Below are 15,388 nucleotides of genomic sequence, written 5' to 3'. Positions count from 1 at the left end.
AGTCACAGCCTATTCCCAGATTAGCGGGACCAAACCGCGTCACCCCGGCGTTATCAACAGTGACGCCGCAGCCAGCGGCGCCGGACAAGGAGGAAATCGTGTCGCACGACTACAGCAAGACTTCTGAGGCCCTGAGCCGCCTCAACGACCAGCAGTACCGCGTCACCCAGAAGGACGGCACCGAGCCGGCTTTCCGCAACGAGTACTGGGACAACCACGAGGACGGCCTGTACGTGGACGTCGTTTCCGGGCAGCCCCTGTTCTCATCCACCGACAAGTACGACAGTGGAACCGGATGGCCCAGCTTCACCAAGCCGGTCGTCGCGGACGCCGTCCACACGAAGACGGACCGATCCCTCTGGATGCCCCGCACCGAGGTCCGCTCCACCGGGGCGGACAGCCACCTCGGACACGTCTTCGACGACGGCCCCGCGAACGCTGGCGGCCTGCGCTACTGCATGAACTCCGCCGCGCTGCGGTTCATCCCCGTCTCCGACCTGGAGGCCGAGGGGTATGGCGAGTTCCGCTCACTGTTCGAGACCACCACCACGACCACGAAGGAGCACGCATCATGACCAGTGGAATTCACGACACCGGAGAGGTCACCCGCACACCAGGCACCGAGACGGCCGTCCTCGCCGGCGGCTGCTTCTGGGGCGTCGACGAGCTCATCCGCAAGCAGCCGGGCGTGATCAGCACCCGTGCCGGATACACCGGCGGACAGAACGATCACGCCACCTACCGCAACCACCCCGGCCACGCCGAGGCTGTGGAGATCGTCTTCGATCCGTCGAAGACGACGTACCGGGACATCCTGGCGTTCTTCTTCCAGATCCACGACCCGTCGACCCTGAACCGTCAGGGCAACGACATCGGCACGAGCTACCGCTCGACGATCTTCCCGCTCACCCCCGAGCAGGAGCAGATCGCCAAGGAGACGATCGCCGACGTCGACGCCTCCGGCCTGTGGCCAGGCTCGGCCGTCACCACGATCGAGCCCGCCGGCCCGTTCTGGGAGGCCGAGCCTGAGCACCAGGACTACCTGCAGCGGTATCCGAACGGCTACAACTGCCACTACCCTCGCGCCGGCTGGGTCCTGCCCCGCCGCATCGAGACGACGGAGGCTTCCGTCTGACCATGTACTCGTGGGGGCGTGCCACCGCTGAGCCGGTGGCACGCCCTCGCGTCATCAGTGACTGAGAAATGATGCGGAGTGACCGTGAACAACGATGAAGACAACACGGTGGAGCGGCGTCGCGCAGCATCAGCCGCAGGCCTGACGTGTGCCGATCTGACCGACGCGCTCGGCCGGAAGCATCGTCACCGTGCCCATGTCACCGGGCTGGTCAGTCCGACACCCGAACGCACCCTGTTCGGTCGGGTCGCGACGATCTCCTTCTTCCCAACGTGCCATGCCGTACTCGACCCGGAGCAATACACGTTCGGACGGCTGTTCCACCAGGCCGTCGACGGATCACCTGCCGATCCCGCCAACACGGTCCTCGTGATGGCCAGCAACGGCCACAGCTCGACGTCTCTCGCCGGTGGGACGAAGCTCTCCCGTGCGACCAACGTCGGCCTCGCCGGCGTCCTGACCGACGGCCGCCTTCGCGACTTCGACGAGCTGGCCGAGGAACCTTTCGCAGCCTGGTGCTCGGGAGAGGCCGTCGCCTGGGGTGGAGCTGTCGTCACGCCGTTTCAGGCGAACATCCCCGTCGTCATCGACGGAGTGGGCATCTATCCGGGCCAGTACATCTTCTGCGACTCATCGGGAGCCGTCGTCATTCCCGACAGCGACATCGACGATGTGCTCGAGACCGCCCATCGGGTCCGTGCCGACGACGCCGCGTCCCGTGACCTGATCGCGCGGGAAGCCCGCAGCGGCGACCTGGCGCACGAGCGGTGACCTCACACTCCTGGCGGTGTGGTGTTGTTGCGCCATTGGCGGGGTGTGGTGCCGAATTCTTCGCGGAAGATGCGGCTGAAGTGGCTGGCTGAGACGAACCCGTGTTGCTGGGCGAGGACGCCGATGGGGACATCGATGGTGGCCGGTGCGGTCAGGGCGTCGCGGACGCGGCGCAGGCGCTGGGACTGGATCAGTTGCGCGAGCCGGATGTCGGCGCGGGACATCTCTGCGTAGAGCAGACGCTCGGACACGTGCAGGTCCTTCGCGATCCGGGCGGCCCCGAGACCAGGGTCGGTGAGGTTGTCGAGCACGTAGGTGACGATCTGCTCGGCCAGCGGATACCGGGTCGTGGCGCGGTCGGGAGTGAGGGCGCTGAGCAGGGTCACTTTCAGCAGGTCGGCGACAGGCGCGAACACGTCCACCTCGTCGCGCAGGCTGAGCTCGGAGTCCATCACGCCCCCGAGCACGGACTGCAGCAGCGCCGCCAGCGAGGTCCGCTCACGCAGATCCACCCCAGAGACCTCGCCGATCTGATCCGCCGTCAACCCCACCACACCCAACGGCAGCTCGACGATCATGCGATCGGCGTCCTCGGCGGGCATTGCACTCCCCACCGTTGAGCGGGGGACAACGACGATGCTCCCCGGAGTCAGCTCGGTGTCCCGCCCCTGCAGCGACAGGACCGAGGCATTCCGACGCTGGTAGATGACTAACAGGTAGTCTTCGCCGTGACCACGCGGAGAGCTGACCGACATCACAGGACTGCTTCCTCGATCAGTTCGTAGATGTTTGCCCGGCGGAGATCGCTGGCGTGAAAGACGAGCCCGTCGCCCCGGTGCGGTGGCTGCGCTGCGACATGCCGCACGCACGCGGCGGCGAGATCTCGCTCGGCCGGCGACATCACCACGACTCCAATCACAGTCGTGTCCACGCCGACGAGATTGGTGGCGCTCCTGCTCACCTCACCGACCACACCGCTCGCCAACCTGTGTACACGGGCCCGAGACATCGTGCCGGCACCGTCGAAGGCCACCACCACCGTTCCAGGCCGAACGATGTGCAGCGCGGCGGTCACCTCATGCTCGATCCGTGAAGCCAGCGCCCGGCGGGCCCGGATGCCCAGGCCCCGACGAAACCGATAGGCCGCCACGACCAGACGCTCGTCCTCAGCCACCCGCTCCGCAAGAGGGGAAGGAACGAGCATCAGAAACTCTTGTGCGTCACCGAGCTTGACAGGCAGGTCCACCGAACGCCCCTCTCCTGCGGAGCACGCAACGTTCTCGCGGACGGGCGCGCGCGGGCGCCGGCATCGAGCCCTTGGCTCGGACGTTCTCGCGCACACGGAAGATCCGTGAACCGCGTGGCTTCCCGCACATCATGACCACCAGCCTACGACGACAGAAAAGGACTCGCCAGACCAAAGCGCGAACCGAGTGTCGAACGAGGAGAGGTTCTAGAAGCATGAAAACGCAGGCGGCGCGGATTGCTTCACATGATCCGGGTCGACTTGGAGAAGGACTCAAAGGTCCATTATTATGAGGGCATGCGATGCGAGCCTCCCGCTCCGCGGGGCTTGACTGGACCGGCCGGGCTGGCATCGCGTGACGGACGACTTCGATCCCTGCGGACGGGGGAGACTACCCTGGAGGCGTGACTGCCGACGGAACGAGTGCACGCCGGTTGACGCCGAAAGGGGCGGCAACGAGGGCACGTATCGTCGACGCAGCGAACCAGCTGATGTATGAGCGAGGTGTCGCCGCGACGACCCTCGCCGACGTCCGAGCCGCCAGTGCGACATCGAAGTCTCAGGTTTATCAGCACTTCGCCGACAAGGACGCACTCGTGAAAGGAAGTCATCGAGACCCGGGCAGAGGACGTCCTGACGCAGCAGCGCCGACGCCTTCGACGAGTGGAGTCCCTGCGCGGGTTCGAGCTGTGGCGGGACGAGCTCGTCGAACGGAACGCGCTACGCAACGGCGCATACGGGTGCCCGCTCGGGTCTCTGGCGAACGAGATCGCAGACCACAACGAGGATGCCCGCCGCGCGATCGCTGCCCACTTCGATGAGTGGCTGGAGATGCTGATCGATGCCGTGGAGAGGCTGAAGACACGCGGCGTGTTGCGCAGCGATGCGGACTCGCGAGCGCTTGCCAGTGGGCTGCTGTCGGCACTCCAGGGAGGCTATCTTCTGGCGAAGGCGAGCCGAGACATCTATCCGATGCGTGCTGCTCTCGACATGGCTATCGCACAGCTCAGGGCCTACGCGACAGAGACCGGCTCCTCAACCTGATCCCTCTTCATCGCGAACGCGGTCAGCCCCGCAAAGCTGAGGAAGAGTCGTTCACCGGCGTCGATGATCGTCGCCAGCACATGGCTGCACGTGTTGCAGCGTACGACCAGCCCCGGAGCGTCCGGATACACGACTGATTCGCCAAGGGGCGCGATATGCCCGCAACCTCCGCAGCGTCCCTCGATCATCGTTGCGTCTGGAACGAGGAACTCGGCGAGAGTCCCGGAGAGGATGTTGCCGTCAAGATGGCTGGTCATCATAGGCCTCCGAATCGTTCGGTGAGGATGTCTTGCGGCGCATGACCGAGCTTCACGAGCCACGGCGCGACGGCTTCGACGAAGCCTGTCGAACCGCACACGAAAATGCGCGGACGGTCTTCCGGGGGGAGCGTCCGCGCGGCGACAGTCGACTCTGTGAGCCGTCCGACGGGCTCCTGCCATCCGGCTGGCGCTCGTCGCGTATACACGAGGTCCATGGCGAACGACCCGTCCGACAGTTCGAGGAGCTCATGGTGGAAATAGATGTCTTCGGGCGTACGCACCGAGTACAGCAGCCGGAACGGAACGGGATCGGACGCGGCCGCATGGGAGGCTGCCATCGCGTAGAGGGGAACGACGCCTGACCCGCCGGCGATGAGCTGCACGGGGCGCTGGCTCTGTCCCGGGCGCCAGAGGAAGAACGATCCCAGCGGTCCGTGGACCTCGATCTGATCACCGGCGCGCAGTTCGCGGACGAGGAACGGTGACACCTCGCCATCGGGCAGCTCATCGACCGCGAGGACGATCGTTCCGCCCGGCTCTGAGGATGCGATCGAGTACGACCGCGTCGCTTGGTAGCCGTCCGGAGCGGTCAGGCGTAGATCGAGATGACTTCCCGCCTCGCTCCCTGGCCAGCCCGGAACATCGAGCACCAGCCGCACCGCGGTCGGCGTCTCCGGGCGGACCTCTGAAACCGTGGCGACGAACCACGCCGGCCTCACGCGGGGGCGAGGCGGAGCGAGCCGGGTCTGCTCCATCACCAGTAGCGTTCTTCCTTCCACGGATCACCGTAGATGTGATAGCCGCTCTGCTCCCAGAACCCAGGGTCGTTCGTCGGCATCATCGTCAGCGCACGGACCCATTTCGCGCTCTTCCAGAAGTACAGATGCGGGATGAGAAGACGTGCCGGCCCGCCGTGCTCCGCGTCGAGGGGAGCGCCTTCGGCCTCGGTCGCGATCCAGGCTTTGCCGTCCAGGAGATCCTCGAGCGGCACATTCGTGGTGTACCCGCCGTAGGAGTGCGCCATGACGTAATCATGGGACGTCTCGACGTTCTCGAACAGCTTGTCCAGGCTCACCCCGCGCCAGGCCATGTCGAGCTTGGACCAGTGCGTGACGCAGTGGATGTCGACCGTGATGTCCTCGGCACCGAGCGCCAGAAACTGCTCCCAGTTCCAGTGATGCTCGGTACCGGTTTCATCGAGGATCGCGAAATCCCACGTCTCGGTATCGACATAGGGCGTGGGACCGGCAGTGAGCACCGGCCAGTTCTCGAACAGCGTCTGTCCCGGAGGGAGCTGATCATCGGGACCACGCCGACGTCCCGCGAATCCGCGAGTAGTGAACGACATACATCGCCCCTTCCGTGTCGTCTGGCTGTACACAACCGACGATATTGCGGGAGCTCTCTCGCTGATCGCCTAGTCCTGCGCGGAACTTGCCCATGACTGCAGGTGATGAGCCCAGGGGTGAAAACAGGCGATTGCGCCGACCACACTGTGGAACAGGACGCCCCACTAGGCGGCCTCGGTTCCCGCAAACATCGAGAAGAAGTCTGTGACCATGTGCCCTGTTGCGCTCGGCATGCCGACCGTTCGCAATCGCGCGCGCTCAACGATCGGCCGACCCGAGACACCTCTTCTCGTAGACAGGTTCGGGCGCATCGCGCGAGACCTGCGTGTATCGATCACCAGCGCCTGCTCACTGCGTTGCACATACTGCATGCCGGCGGAAGGCCTGCCCGTAGTCCCTCGCGGGGAGTTGCTGACTCCGGAAGAGATCGCGCGCCTGGTCACAATAGCCGTCCACGATCTCGGAGTACGCGAGGTGCGTTTCACCGGCGGCGAGCCGCTTACGCGACCGGATCTGGTCGAGATCGTGCGCCGGACGACCACAGTCGTGCCGGGCGTGCCCGTGTCGATGACGACCAATGGGATCGGCCTCGATCGCAAGGCGCCGCAGCTTGTGGAGGCCGGACTGACGCGGATCAACGTGTCGCTGGACACGATCGACCGCGAGCATTTCGCCGCCGTCACCCGACGCGATCGCCTGCCAGCCGTGCTCAGGGGGATCGAGTCGGCACAGCACGCAGGGCTCAGCCCGATCAAGATCAACGCGGTGGCGCTGCGCGAGACCCTCGCGGATGCTCCCGACCTGCTGGCGTGGGCGCTTGCCAACGGTGTGCGGTTGCGGTTCATCGAACAGATGCCGCTGGATGCTGATCAGACCTGGCGCAGAGACCACCTCGTCTCCGCCGAAGAGCTTCTCTCCGTGCTCGGACGCCGTTATCGACTGACCCCGGCCGGCCGTGAAGACCCGTCCGCTCCTGCAGAGGAGTGGCTCGTCGAGGGTGGCCCGGCGACCGTCGGCATCATCGGATCCGTGACGCGCAGCTTCTGCGAAGCGTGCGACCGTACACGGCTGACAGCCGAAGGCTCGGTACGTTCATGTCTATTCGGTGACGACGAGACGGACCTGCGCACGATGCTGCGCAGTGGAGCAGACGATGCCGCCATCGCCGACGCGTGGCGGGCGACGATGTGGGATAAACAGGCTGGGCACGGGATGGATGAGAAGAGCTTCCGTCGACCGGCCCGTTCTATGGGAGCGATCGGAGGCTGACGATGCCGTGCATACTCGTCCGATACTTCGCAGCCGCCGCTGAAGCGGCCGGCTGCGAAGAAGAACACGTCGAGGCGAGGTCCCTCGGAGAGGCGAAGGACGCGCTCCTCACAGCTCACCCGGCACTCGAAGCGGTCGTCGCAAAGGGGACATTCCTCGTCGACGGCATCGCCTCACGCGATCCCGCGCGACCGGTCTCCGCGCAGGTGGACGTGCTGCCCCCGTTCTCCGGCGGCTGAGCGATACGGTGGACGGTTGAGACTCGATCCATAGCGAGGCTTCCGCGTATCGAGGACCGCGTTCGTCTCGTGCGCCGTCATCTTTCTGCGTGAGACGATCGTGCCGTATTGCCCCGATCCTCGCGTCAGCAGGAGTCGAAGTACAAGCGCTGGGGATGCATACCGTCGCTCACGTCGTACACGGCATCGGACGCTTCGCGTGGAGTGTCCTCGCGCATGTAGCGCAGATGCCGTTCACGGGTGTCTGGATGGGCCGGCCCGCCGCCGTCGAGGAAGACGGTGAAGTGCCACGCCGAACGCAGACTGGAGCGCAGCAGCGACCAGCCGTCGACAATCAGCACCGTGTGCTCAGACGCGTCAGTGAACCCGCTCTCAGGTCCGTTGAGGCGGAACATGCGCAGCATGGTTCGGACCGTATCGTCGTCCGTGAACGGTGCTGCGGTGAGACGAGTCGCGTTACGTCCCACTGCGCGCAGCGCTGCCGCTAGCGTGTTGGCGAAGTGCGTGCGGGCTGCAGCGTCCACGCCGTCGATGGCGACGAGTATTCGGCCGCGTGGGTTTCTGTGAAGCACCTCCTGAGCGAGCTCCTCCCAGACGGCGGTACCAGCGGCACCTGAGGCGTTGGGAGACGTGGCCATCGTCACTCCTGCCGTGGAATGGTCAAGAGGGGGCGCTCTGGAATGCCGTTCTGGCCACGCTCATCCTTGCCGTCGGCGCTCGCTGTGGGTTGCGTTCGCGCTCTCGAGACGCCATCGATCGGTTTCATCTCTCCGCCTCTTGCCGAGTCGCATCCGCATGCTGGGGCAACTCCCGGACGAGTTCGAGGACGTCGTCGGGAAGGAGCTGTCCTAACGTTCCACAGGAGTACACGCTGATCACGACCTTCCCGTCGGGATCCAGCACGAATCCGGTTGTCTGCAGCTGGGGCGGGTCCATGGTGACGAACGCTCCGGTCGTGGCGGCGATCTGCCCCACATCGGTGCTGTGTCCGATCGGAAAGGTCAGGCCATAGCGCGACACGAGCTCCGTGATCATTGGCTCCTCGTCCGCAGTCAGCGCGACGACGGCGATATCCACGGCGGACAGGCGCCGTAGGCCGCGCTGGAACGCACGCAGCTGCTCTACGCAGGACCTGCAGCTTGCCCCGCGTGAGAAGAGGACCACGCTGTACTGCCCGGCGAATTCGGCAGGGATCGTTCGGCGTGGTCCTCCCACCTCGACCAGTTCAAGAGGGGGGAACGCATCACCGCCACGCAGCAATGACATCAGCGGACGACTCCTGACGGGGCCAGTCCGTTGCCATGGAAGCTGTCTGGTTCAATCTCAATGCCGGTCATCTGGCGGCCTCTTTTCGTCGGTGATTGCGTCTTCAGCGTTTCGCGCTTGAGTGCTTCTTGCGTATCTACAACCCCACCCACTCCGATCTGCCGTCGGTGAAGTGCTGGTGCTTCCAGATCGGAACCTCTGCCTTGATCGCGTCGACGAGCTTCCCGCACGCGGCGAAGGCCTCCGCCCGGTGTGGAGCGGCGACGACCGCGACCAGTGCGACGTCGCCGATCTCGAGGTGCCCGATGCGGTGAGCGGCGACGACATCGCAGTTCGTGGCTTGCGCGATCCTCGCGCACACGTCGATGAGGACTCGTTCTGCGTCGGGGTGCGCCTCGTAGTCGAGAGACCCGACATCCTCTCCGTGGTCATGGTCGCGCACGATGCCTTCGAAGGTGACCACCGCCCCGTTCTTCCTGCTGCGTATCCGTGTCTCCAGCCACGTCTTGTCCAGTGGTGCGGTGGTGACGGAACCGATCGGCTCAGGCATGTCCGCCACCGGCCAGCTGGTCGTGCAGGTGCGGCAGGAGCGGTTCCAGCGCGAGGAGGCCGTCTTGTACGCCGCGTGGCGATCCGGGCAGATTGATGACGATTGTGCGTCCGGCGATCCCCGCAAGCGCTCTGCTGAGCGAGGCTGTCGGAGTCGTCGTACGGCCCGCTGCCCGAATGGCCTCGGCGACGCCGGGAAGTGCTCTCTGGATCACCGCGCTCGTTGCCTCGGGCGTGCGGTCCTCGGGATGCACACCGGTGCCGCCGGTCGTGATGATCAATGCCGGCTCGCGGGTGAGAGCATCCGCGAGCGCCCGATGGATATCCGCGTCAGCGACGACCACGGGTTCGTCTGCCTCATACCCGCGGTCGCGAAGCCAACCTGAGATCGCCGGCCCGGTGAGGTCATCGCGCGATCCGGCCGCGGTGCTCGTGGACGAGACGATCACGACCGCGTGTCCGCGCTCTGTGGGCTCAGGTGCGTCTGCAACCCAATGCCCGCGCTTGCCCCCGGTCTTCTCGATGAGGCGGATGTCTCCGAGTACTGCGGCCGGATCGACGGATTTGATCATGTCGTGCAGGGCGAGACCGGCGACGGCGACAGCGGTGAGGGCTTCCATCTCGGCGCCGGTCTTCGCCGTAGCTGCGACCGCGGCCCGAATCTGCACCGATGAGGTGCTGAGCTCGAAATCGACGGTGACGGACTCCAGGGGCAGCGTGTGCGCGAGGGGCACGAGCTCGCTGGTGCGTTTGGCGCCCTGGATGCCCGCGATCCGCGCTGTCGGGAGCGCGTCTGCTTTGCTTAGTTGGTTGGTGGCGAGCAGCTCCAGCACTGCCGGTGTCGTGTCGAGACGGCCGGTCGCGATCGCCGTGCGACGAGTGATCGCCTTCCCGCCGATGTCGATCATCCGCGACCGGCCTTGATCGTCGAGGTGCGGCAGTTCGTTCATAGATTCCAGGTCTCCACGCGTGTCCCGATGTCGAGGGTGACGGCATCGATCGGGACATCGATGAGCACGTCGGATGCCGCCATGGCGGCGACAAGGTGCGAGGAGGCTCCGCCCAGCGGTGCGACCCGGCCTTCAGGCAACGCCACGCCGCGGCGGAACTGCCGTTTGCCGGTGACAGAGGTGAGAGGTTCGGCCAGGGTCCGTGGCTCGGGTCGGCGTGCAGGCAAGCCTGCTGTCTCGCGGAGGATCGGCTCGATGAAGAGCATGAATGACAGCTGCGCGGACACGGGGTTGCCGGGGAAGCACACCACGGGAACGTCTTTGTAGAGGGCGGTGGCCTGCGGGCCTCCGGGCTGCATTGCGAGGGTATCGATGTGTGCCCCGAGGGGCTCCAGGAACTCCCTCACAACTTCGTAGCTGCCTGCCGAGATGCCTCCGCTGGTGAGCACGATCTCGGCTCCCGCCGCGTACGAGGCGTCCAGGGCGCGCGCGAAGGCGGCCGTGTCGTCGACGACACGATGCTCATCGGCCAGGAAGGCACCGGCGGACCGCACCGCTGCGGCGAGCGCGGGGCCGTTGGCGTCGTAGATCTGGCCGGGAGCCAGAGGTTCACCGGGGGTGGCCAGTTCGCTTCCTGTCGAGATCACCGCGACACGAACTTGCGAGCGAACGGGGATGGAGTCCAGTCCGGCGGCTGCGAGTGCCGCGAGGTGGCGGGGAGCGAGCCGGAGGCCGGAAGGCAGTAGAGGATCACCGGCGGCGAGGTCAGAGCCGGCTTCTCGTACGAACTCTCCGGCGTCCGGTTTCCGCGTGAACGTCACTGTCGCGTCGTGGACGGTGGCATGTTCGACAGGGACGACCGCGTCGGCATCGTCCGGGATCGGCGCACCGGTCATGACCCGGACGGCATGGCCGGGGTCAAGCGGCGCAGGTGTTCCGGGGGCGGCGGGGATCTCACCCCGCAGCGGCAGACTGCGTGGTGTCCGCGCAAGGTCGGTCACACGGACGGCGAAGCCGTCCATCTGTGAGTTCCGGAACGGGGGCAGAGCTATCGGAGTCCGTACGGGGTGGGCGAGCACCCGATCCAGTGCACGAGTCAGGGCGACCTGCTCGACGGTGCGCTGACTCACGGCGCTCAGGAGCGCGCGGACTCGGGCTGTGTGTGCGGCGACCGGTGTGCGGAGCATGTCAATACCTGCTCGCCGTGGGATCGACGCGGACTGCCCAGGCGTCGACTCCTCCGGTGAGATGCCGCACATCAGAGAATCCGAGTTGGAGAAGCAGATCGAGCGCCTGACGCGAGCGTCCGCCGCGGTGACAGTACAGCACCACCGGATTACCGGTGCCGAGTTCTCGAGTCCGACTGGCAAGCTCGCCCAGGGGGATCAGCACGCTCCCCGGGATCGACGTGATCTCGGCTTCCCACGGTTCTCGCACATCGACGAGCAGCGGCGGTTCGGACGTCATGAGCAGGTCGCGCAGTTCTTCGGGGGAGACATCATTCTGATCCGAGGGCTGCGGAGCGGGCGTCGCGGTCTGCACTGCGGCGCGCGTGGATTCGTCACGCCGGTAGACGATCTCGCGGGTGCGACCGGTGCGGGCGTCGTACGCAGCGACCCGACCGATCAACGGGTCTCCGATGCCGGTGAGCAGCTTGAGCGCCTCGGTCGCCATGAAGGCCCCGATGACGGCGCAGACGCTCGGCAGCACGCCGATCACGTCGCAGGTGTCCGCATCGGAATCGGAGCCGTGCGGGAACAAGTCGCGGTAATCGGTGCCCCTGGCATCCCACGCCACTCCGGCCTGACCGGCGTATCCCAGCGCCGATCCCCACACCAGCGGGATGCCGCATTCAGCGGCAACACGGTCTGCCAGCAGCACCGTCGCGGGATTGTCGCTGGCATCGACGAGGACATCCACACCGTGCAGCAGATCCTCAGCTGTCACAGCGTCGAAACGCCTATCAACGGCGCGCACCTCAGCATCAGGAGCAAGCGCCGCGAGCCTCGTGGCGGCCGAGGCAGCTTTGCCGCGGCCGACGTCACCCGGCGTGTGCATCGTCTGCCGGTGCAGATTGGATTCGGCAACAGTGTCGTCATCGACGATCGTGAGCGTGCCGACGCCGGCAGCAGCAAGGACCGGCAATAGGGTGCTCGCCAAGCCGCCCGCGCCTATCACGAGCACATGCGCTCTCGCCAGGCGCTCCTGAGCGGGCACACCGAACTCCGCGAGGACGCGCTGCCTCTGAAAGATCGGCGAGAGCGGATCGACTGGCATGTCCTCAGGCTAGGGAGCCGGCCCCAGCAGACGAGGCCGGGAGCGTCGAGACAGCAGGGAGCAGACAAACTCCCGCAGTCGCAGACCATTCCCACGAGCTCGGCTGCGGGAGGGTTGAGACAGGTCGCGGACTTCGTTCGCCTGACCAGCCGATTCCCAGAGGAGTTCCTGTCTTGCGCGCCCCTTCTCTTCTTGCCGCGTTCGCCGCCATCCTTCTGCTCGCCGGCTGCTCATCGCCCGGCGCAATAGACGATGAGTCCGATGCCGGAGCGGGCGATGATGACATGATCTCCGGAACGGTGACGGTGTTGGCCGCCGCGTCCTTGACCGACGTGATGGACGTCCTCGCGGAGAGATTCGAGGATGCGAACGCGGATGTCGACATCGCCGCTAGCTACGGCGGGTCGTCGGCGCTTGCCGAGCAGATCATCTCTGGTGCTCCGACTGACGTGTTCTTCTCGGCGAATGAGGCGACGATGCAGTCCGTCGTTGATGCTGGCTTGGCGGTCGACCCGGGAGTGCTGGTCACCAACACACTGCAGATCGCGGTTCCCGTGGGAAATCCCGCCGGGATCACCGGTCTCGCCGACTTCGCCCGGCCCGAACTGACGATCGCATTGTGCGATACCGCAGTGCCGTGCGGGTCTGCAGCGCAGTCGCTGCTCGACCTATCCGGAGTCCAGGCCCAACCGGACACTCTCGAGGAGGATGTCCGCGCCGCTCTGACGAAAGTCTCTCTCGGTGAGGTCGACGCCGCGCTGGTCTACGTGACCGACGTCGTCGCAGCAGGAAGTGCCGTAGAGGGCATCGACGTGCCCGAGGCGCAGCAGGTGATCAACAAGTACCCGCTCACCCTTCTCGCCGAGGCGACGAACCCGGACGCCGCGCAGGCATTCATCGACTTCCTCCGCTCGGATGAGGCACGTCAGGTCTTCGAGGATGCCGGCTTCGCGGCCCCGTGAACGGCTGCAGCCGGTCGTCCTCGCTCTCGGCGTAGTCGGTCTCGCGCTGCTCGTTCTGCCGCTGCTCGGACTGATCCTGCGCGCACCCTGGGGTGATCTCGCCGGGCTGTTCGTCCGACAGGAGGTTCTGCAGGCTCTGGGGCTGTCGTTGCTCACGGCGACGTTGTCGACCGGCCTCAGCCTCGTCCTCGGTATCCCGCTGGCGGTGCTGCTGAGCCGTTCCGTTCGCTGGCGGGTGTTGCCGCGGCGCCTCTTGCGTGCGGCGATCACCGTCCCGCTGGTGCTGCCTCCCGTCGTCGGCGGCATCGCTTTGCTTCTCCTGCTGGGTCGGCGCGGACTCCTCGGGCAATGGCTCACGCAGGTTGGCGTCACCATCCCTTTCACCACCGGCGCCGTCGTGCTCGCGCAGACGTTCGTGGCTATGCCCTTCCTCGTTTTCGCCGTCGAAGGCGCGCTGCGATCGGCAGACCGTCGCAGCGAGACTGCGGCTGCTTCGCTGGGTGCCAGCCCGTGGCAGATCTTTCGTCTCGTGACCGTACCGCTGACGGCACCCGGGATCGCGGCCGGTGCCGTGCTCTGCTTCGCCCGCGCGCTTGGCGAGTTCGGCGCGACCATCACGTTCGCGGGCTCCTTCCCGGGTGTGACGCGCACACTCCCGATTGCTTCCTATCTCGCGATGAACTCCGACCCCGACACCGCGATCGCACTCGCCCTCGTGCTGCTTGCCGTATCGCTGAGCGTTCTCCTCGCGCTCCGCGACCGATGGCTGCCAGGAACCGTATGACTGCACAGCTGACGATCTCCGCACGTATTCGACGCCCCGCTTTCGACGTGATCATCGAACTCAGAGCAGAGCCCGGCCGTGTACTCGCGGTTGTCGGTCCGAACGGGGCCGGAAAAACCAGCATCCTCGCAGCGATCGCGGGTTTCACGGAGGTGGACGGGGCAGTGCGGCTCGGAGACAGGGACCTGGCATCCCTTCCCGCCGCGCAGCGTGGAATCGGCGTCATGTTCCAAGACCTGCTCCTCTTCCCGCACCTGACGGTGCGCGAGAACGTCGCCTTCTCCGCCAGAGCCCGCGGCAGCAGGTGGCCCGCGGCCCGGCGCAGCGCAGATCGTTGGCTGTCCCGCTTCGGCTTGATCGACCTGGCGGAGAGATACCCGGGCGCACTCTCCGGCGGGCAGGCACAGCGCGTAGCGCTGGCTCGTGCCCTCGCATCCGAACCGAAAGCACTGCTCCTCGACGAACCGCTCGCGGCTCTGGACGTGGAGTTCCGCGACGAGGTGCGTGCCGACCTCGGCGTGCATCTGCGTGAGTTCGGCGGACCGACGATCCTCGTCACTCATGACCGCGAAGACGTCGATGCGCTTGCCGACGAGATCGTCGTCCTCGATGCAGGGCGCATCGTGCAGCAAGGAGCTCTCGCCGACGTGACTCGAAAACCTGCCACAGCATGGGCTGCTCGATTCGTGGGAAAGAGGGACGCAGATGATGCCGAACGCGGATAACGACTTCCTCTTGGGGCTGGCCGGAGTATCGGGCACGATGCTCGGCACGTTCATCGTGGGCGTGTTCTTCTACATCGACTCGGAGATGCATCGTCGGCTGGCGGCATCGGAGGCCGCGGACCGGTACTTTCGCTCATCGATTCGCTGGGTGTTCACGGCGTACTCCATCCCTCTGCTCGTCCCGCTCGCGCTCGCGTCACTTGATGCTCTCTGGGGCGCGCTGAGCTTCATCGCCCTCGGCATCCTCTTGGTCGCGATGACCGTCGAAACGGGGCGGCGCATCCTCGCGAGAGGCGGGGCCGGCTCCTCTCGCTCTCTCGTAGTGAACGAATGGGCCTCGAGCTTCGGCATCGTCATCGCCATGGTCCTGCCGTGGACACTGGGCGGCTGGGTGCCCGCACCGGATGACTTCGTGCCCTCACTGCTCATCCTTCTCGCATGCGGTTTCGCGAGCACCGCGGCGCTGGTCATGACGCAGTTCGATGCGACGATGGGCATGGTTGACGCCGGGATGAGAGACAGGGACGGCGCAGAACCGGACGATCCGGCAGATCGCTGAGTC

21 protein-coding genes and 1 pseudogene are annotated in these 15,388 nt (G+C 66.0%); 11 read left to right on the top strand and 11 right to left on the bottom strand.

All coding sequences use genetic code 11. The features are described from left to right. The first annotated feature begins 98 nt into the window (after positions 1-98). From msrB to EDC82_RS14010, 3 genes are all read left to right on the top strand, one after another. The gene (gene msrB / locus EDC82_RS14020) at positions 99-575 is read left to right on the top strand and encodes a peptide-methionine (R)-S-oxide reductase MsrB (protein WP_020625393.1); all 477 of its coding nucleotides are present in this window, start codon (positions 99-101) and stop codon (positions 573-575) included. After that, on the top strand, positions 572-1,135 hold the full coding sequence (gene msrA, locus EDC82_RS14015; RefSeq protein ID WP_074041308.1) for a peptide-methionine (S)-S-oxide reductase MsrA: 564 nt from the start codon (positions 572-574) through the stop codon (positions 1,133-1,135). The genes msrB and msrA overlap by 4 nt, the downstream gene beginning before the upstream one ends. 84 nt (positions 1,136-1,219) lie before the next feature. Then, the gene (locus EDC82_RS14010; protein WP_235006251.1) at positions 1,220-1,906 is read left to right on the top strand and encodes an RraA family protein; all 687 of its coding nucleotides are present in this window, start codon (positions 1,220-1,222) and stop codon (positions 1,904-1,906) included. A 2-nt stretch (positions 1,907-1,908) separates the two neighbouring features. Here EDC82_RS14010 and EDC82_RS14005 read toward each other — a convergent pair whose 3' ends face one another. Both EDC82_RS14005 and EDC82_RS14000 read right to left on the bottom strand, forming a co-directional pair. Continuing rightward, complete coding sequence (locus tag EDC82_RS14005) at positions 1,909-2,661, bottom strand: helix-turn-helix domain-containing protein (RefSeq protein ID WP_131941903.1); 753 nt, start codon at positions 2,659-2,661, stop codon at positions 1,909-1,911. After that, on the bottom strand, positions 2,661-3,152 hold the full coding sequence (locus tag EDC82_RS14000; protein WP_074040882.1) for a hypothetical protein: 492 nt from the start codon (positions 3,150-3,152) through the stop codon (positions 2,661-2,663). Before EDC82_RS14000 ends, EDC82_RS14005 begins: the two co-directional genes overlap by 1 nt. 491 nt (positions 3,153-3,643) lie before the next feature. Between EDC82_RS14000 and EDC82_RS15325 the strand changes: the two are divergent. Both EDC82_RS15325 and EDC82_RS13995 read left to right on the top strand, forming a co-directional pair. Continuing rightward, positions 3,644-3,694 (top strand): annotated as a pseudogene (locus tag EDC82_RS15325) (hypothetical protein); the annotation flags it as partial. A 121-nt stretch (positions 3,695-3,815) separates the two neighbouring features. After that, complete coding sequence (locus EDC82_RS13995) at positions 3,816-4,196, top strand: TetR family transcriptional regulator C-terminal domain-containing protein (protein ID WP_235006249.1); 381 nt, start codon at positions 3,816-3,818, stop codon at positions 4,194-4,196. Here EDC82_RS13995 and EDC82_RS13990 read toward each other — a convergent pair. The 3 genes from EDC82_RS13990 to EDC82_RS13980 are packed head-to-tail and all read right to left on the bottom strand — an operon-like array spanning position 4,166 to position 5,804. After that, complete coding sequence (locus EDC82_RS13990; RefSeq protein WP_131941901.1) at positions 4,166-4,453, bottom strand: DUF6510 family protein; 288 nt, start codon at positions 4,451-4,453, stop codon at positions 4,166-4,168. The genes EDC82_RS13995 and EDC82_RS13990 overlap by 31 nt on opposite strands. Continuing rightward, positions 4,453-5,211, bottom strand: a complete 759-nt coding sequence (locus tag EDC82_RS13985; protein WP_074040881.1) for an FAD-binding oxidoreductase — start codon at positions 5,209-5,211, stop codon at positions 4,453-4,455. Before EDC82_RS13985 ends, EDC82_RS13990 begins: the two co-directional genes overlap by 1 nt. Beyond that, positions 5,211-5,804: a molybdopterin-dependent oxidoreductase gene (locus EDC82_RS13980; protein ID WP_046454460.1), complete on the bottom strand. Its 594-nt coding sequence runs from the start codon at positions 5,802-5,804 to the stop codon at positions 5,211-5,213. The genes EDC82_RS13985 and EDC82_RS13980 overlap by 1 nt, the downstream gene beginning before the upstream one ends. Positions 5,805-6,015: 211 nt before the next feature. On the opposite strand from EDC82_RS13980, the gene moaA reads away from it, so the two are divergent. Beyond that, on the top strand, positions 6,016-7,074 hold the full coding sequence (gene moaA, locus EDC82_RS13975; protein WP_074040880.1) for a GTP 3',8-cyclase MoaA: 1,059 nt from the start codon (positions 6,016-6,018) through the stop codon (positions 7,072-7,074). A gap of 2 nt (positions 7,075-7,076) precedes the next feature. Beyond that, positions 7,077-7,313 (top strand): MoaD/ThiS family protein, encoded by a 237-nt coding sequence (locus EDC82_RS13970; protein WP_074040879.1) that lies wholly within the window; start codon positions 7,077-7,079, stop codon positions 7,311-7,313. Between the two features lie 125 nt (positions 7,314-7,438). Here EDC82_RS13970 and EDC82_RS15095 read toward each other — a convergent pair whose 3' ends face one another. From EDC82_RS15095 to EDC82_RS13940, 6 genes are all read right to left on the bottom strand, one after another. Further along, a complete protein-coding gene (locus tag EDC82_RS15095) occupies positions 7,439-7,951 on the bottom strand; it encodes a hypothetical protein (RefSeq protein WP_131941899.1) in 513 nt (170 codons plus the stop codon). A 124-nt stretch (positions 7,952-8,075) separates the two neighbouring features. Continuing rightward, positions 8,076-8,579 carry a peroxiredoxin gene (locus EDC82_RS13960; protein ID WP_074040877.1) on the bottom strand — a complete coding sequence of 168 codons (504 nt, stop codon included), beginning with the start codon at positions 8,577-8,579 and terminating at the stop codon, positions 8,076-8,078. A gap of 136 nt (positions 8,580-8,715) precedes the next feature. After that, positions 8,716-9,129, bottom strand: a complete 414-nt coding sequence (locus EDC82_RS13955) for a molybdenum cofactor biosynthesis protein MoaE (RefSeq protein ID WP_074040893.1) — start codon at positions 9,127-9,129, stop codon at positions 8,716-8,718. Next, positions 9,122-10,078 (bottom strand): bifunctional molybdenum cofactor biosynthesis protein MoaC/MoaB, encoded by a 957-nt coding sequence (gene moaCB / locus EDC82_RS13950; protein WP_074040876.1) that lies wholly within the window; start codon positions 10,076-10,078, stop codon positions 9,122-9,124. Before moaCB ends, EDC82_RS13955 begins: the two co-directional genes overlap by 8 nt. Continuing rightward, complete coding sequence (gene glp / locus EDC82_RS13945; protein ID WP_074040875.1) at positions 10,075-11,265, bottom strand: gephyrin-like molybdotransferase Glp; 1,191 nt, start codon at positions 11,263-11,265, stop codon at positions 10,075-10,077. Before glp ends, moaCB begins: the two co-directional genes overlap by 4 nt. A 1-nt stretch (position 11,266) precedes the next feature. Further along, positions 11,267-12,355, bottom strand: a complete 1,089-nt coding sequence (locus EDC82_RS13940; protein WP_074040874.1) for a ThiF family adenylyltransferase — start codon at positions 12,353-12,355, stop codon at positions 11,267-11,269. Between the two features lie 173 nt (positions 12,356-12,528). Between EDC82_RS13940 and modA the strand changes: the two genes are divergently transcribed. The 4 genes from modA to EDC82_RS13920 are packed head-to-tail and all read left to right on the top strand — an operon-like array spanning position 12,529 to position 15,385. Then, on the top strand, positions 12,529-13,317 hold the full coding sequence (modA, locus tag EDC82_RS13935) for a molybdate ABC transporter substrate-binding protein (RefSeq protein WP_074040873.1): 789 nt from the start codon (positions 12,529-12,531) through the stop codon (positions 13,315-13,317). Further along, positions 13,295-14,101, top strand: coding sequence for an ABC transporter permease (locus EDC82_RS13930; protein ID WP_200829310.1), 807 nt, complete (start codon positions 13,295-13,297; stop codon positions 14,099-14,101). Before modA ends, EDC82_RS13930 begins: the two co-directional genes overlap by 23 nt. Then, positions 14,098-14,826: an ABC transporter ATP-binding protein gene (locus tag EDC82_RS13925; RefSeq protein WP_160126272.1), complete on the top strand. Its 729-nt coding sequence runs from the start codon at positions 14,098-14,100 to the stop codon at positions 14,824-14,826. Before EDC82_RS13930 ends, EDC82_RS13925 begins: the two co-directional genes overlap by 4 nt. Further along, the gene (locus tag EDC82_RS13920) at positions 14,810-15,385 is read left to right on the top strand and encodes a hypothetical protein (protein WP_074040870.1); all 576 of its coding nucleotides are present in this window, start codon (positions 14,810-14,812) and stop codon (positions 15,383-15,385) included. The genes EDC82_RS13925 and EDC82_RS13920 overlap by 17 nt, the downstream gene beginning before the upstream one ends. The last annotated feature ends 3 nt before the right edge of the window (positions 15,386-15,388 follow it).

Source organism: Dermacoccus sp. SAI-028, assembly GCF_004346775.1.
Taxonomy (GTDB): Bacteria; Actinomycetota; Actinomycetes; order Actinomycetales; family Dermatophilaceae; genus Dermacoccus; species Dermacoccus nishinomiyaensis.
The sequence above is the reverse complement of the archived record's forward strand: the minus strand, read 5'-3'. Positions and strand labels throughout refer to the sequence as shown.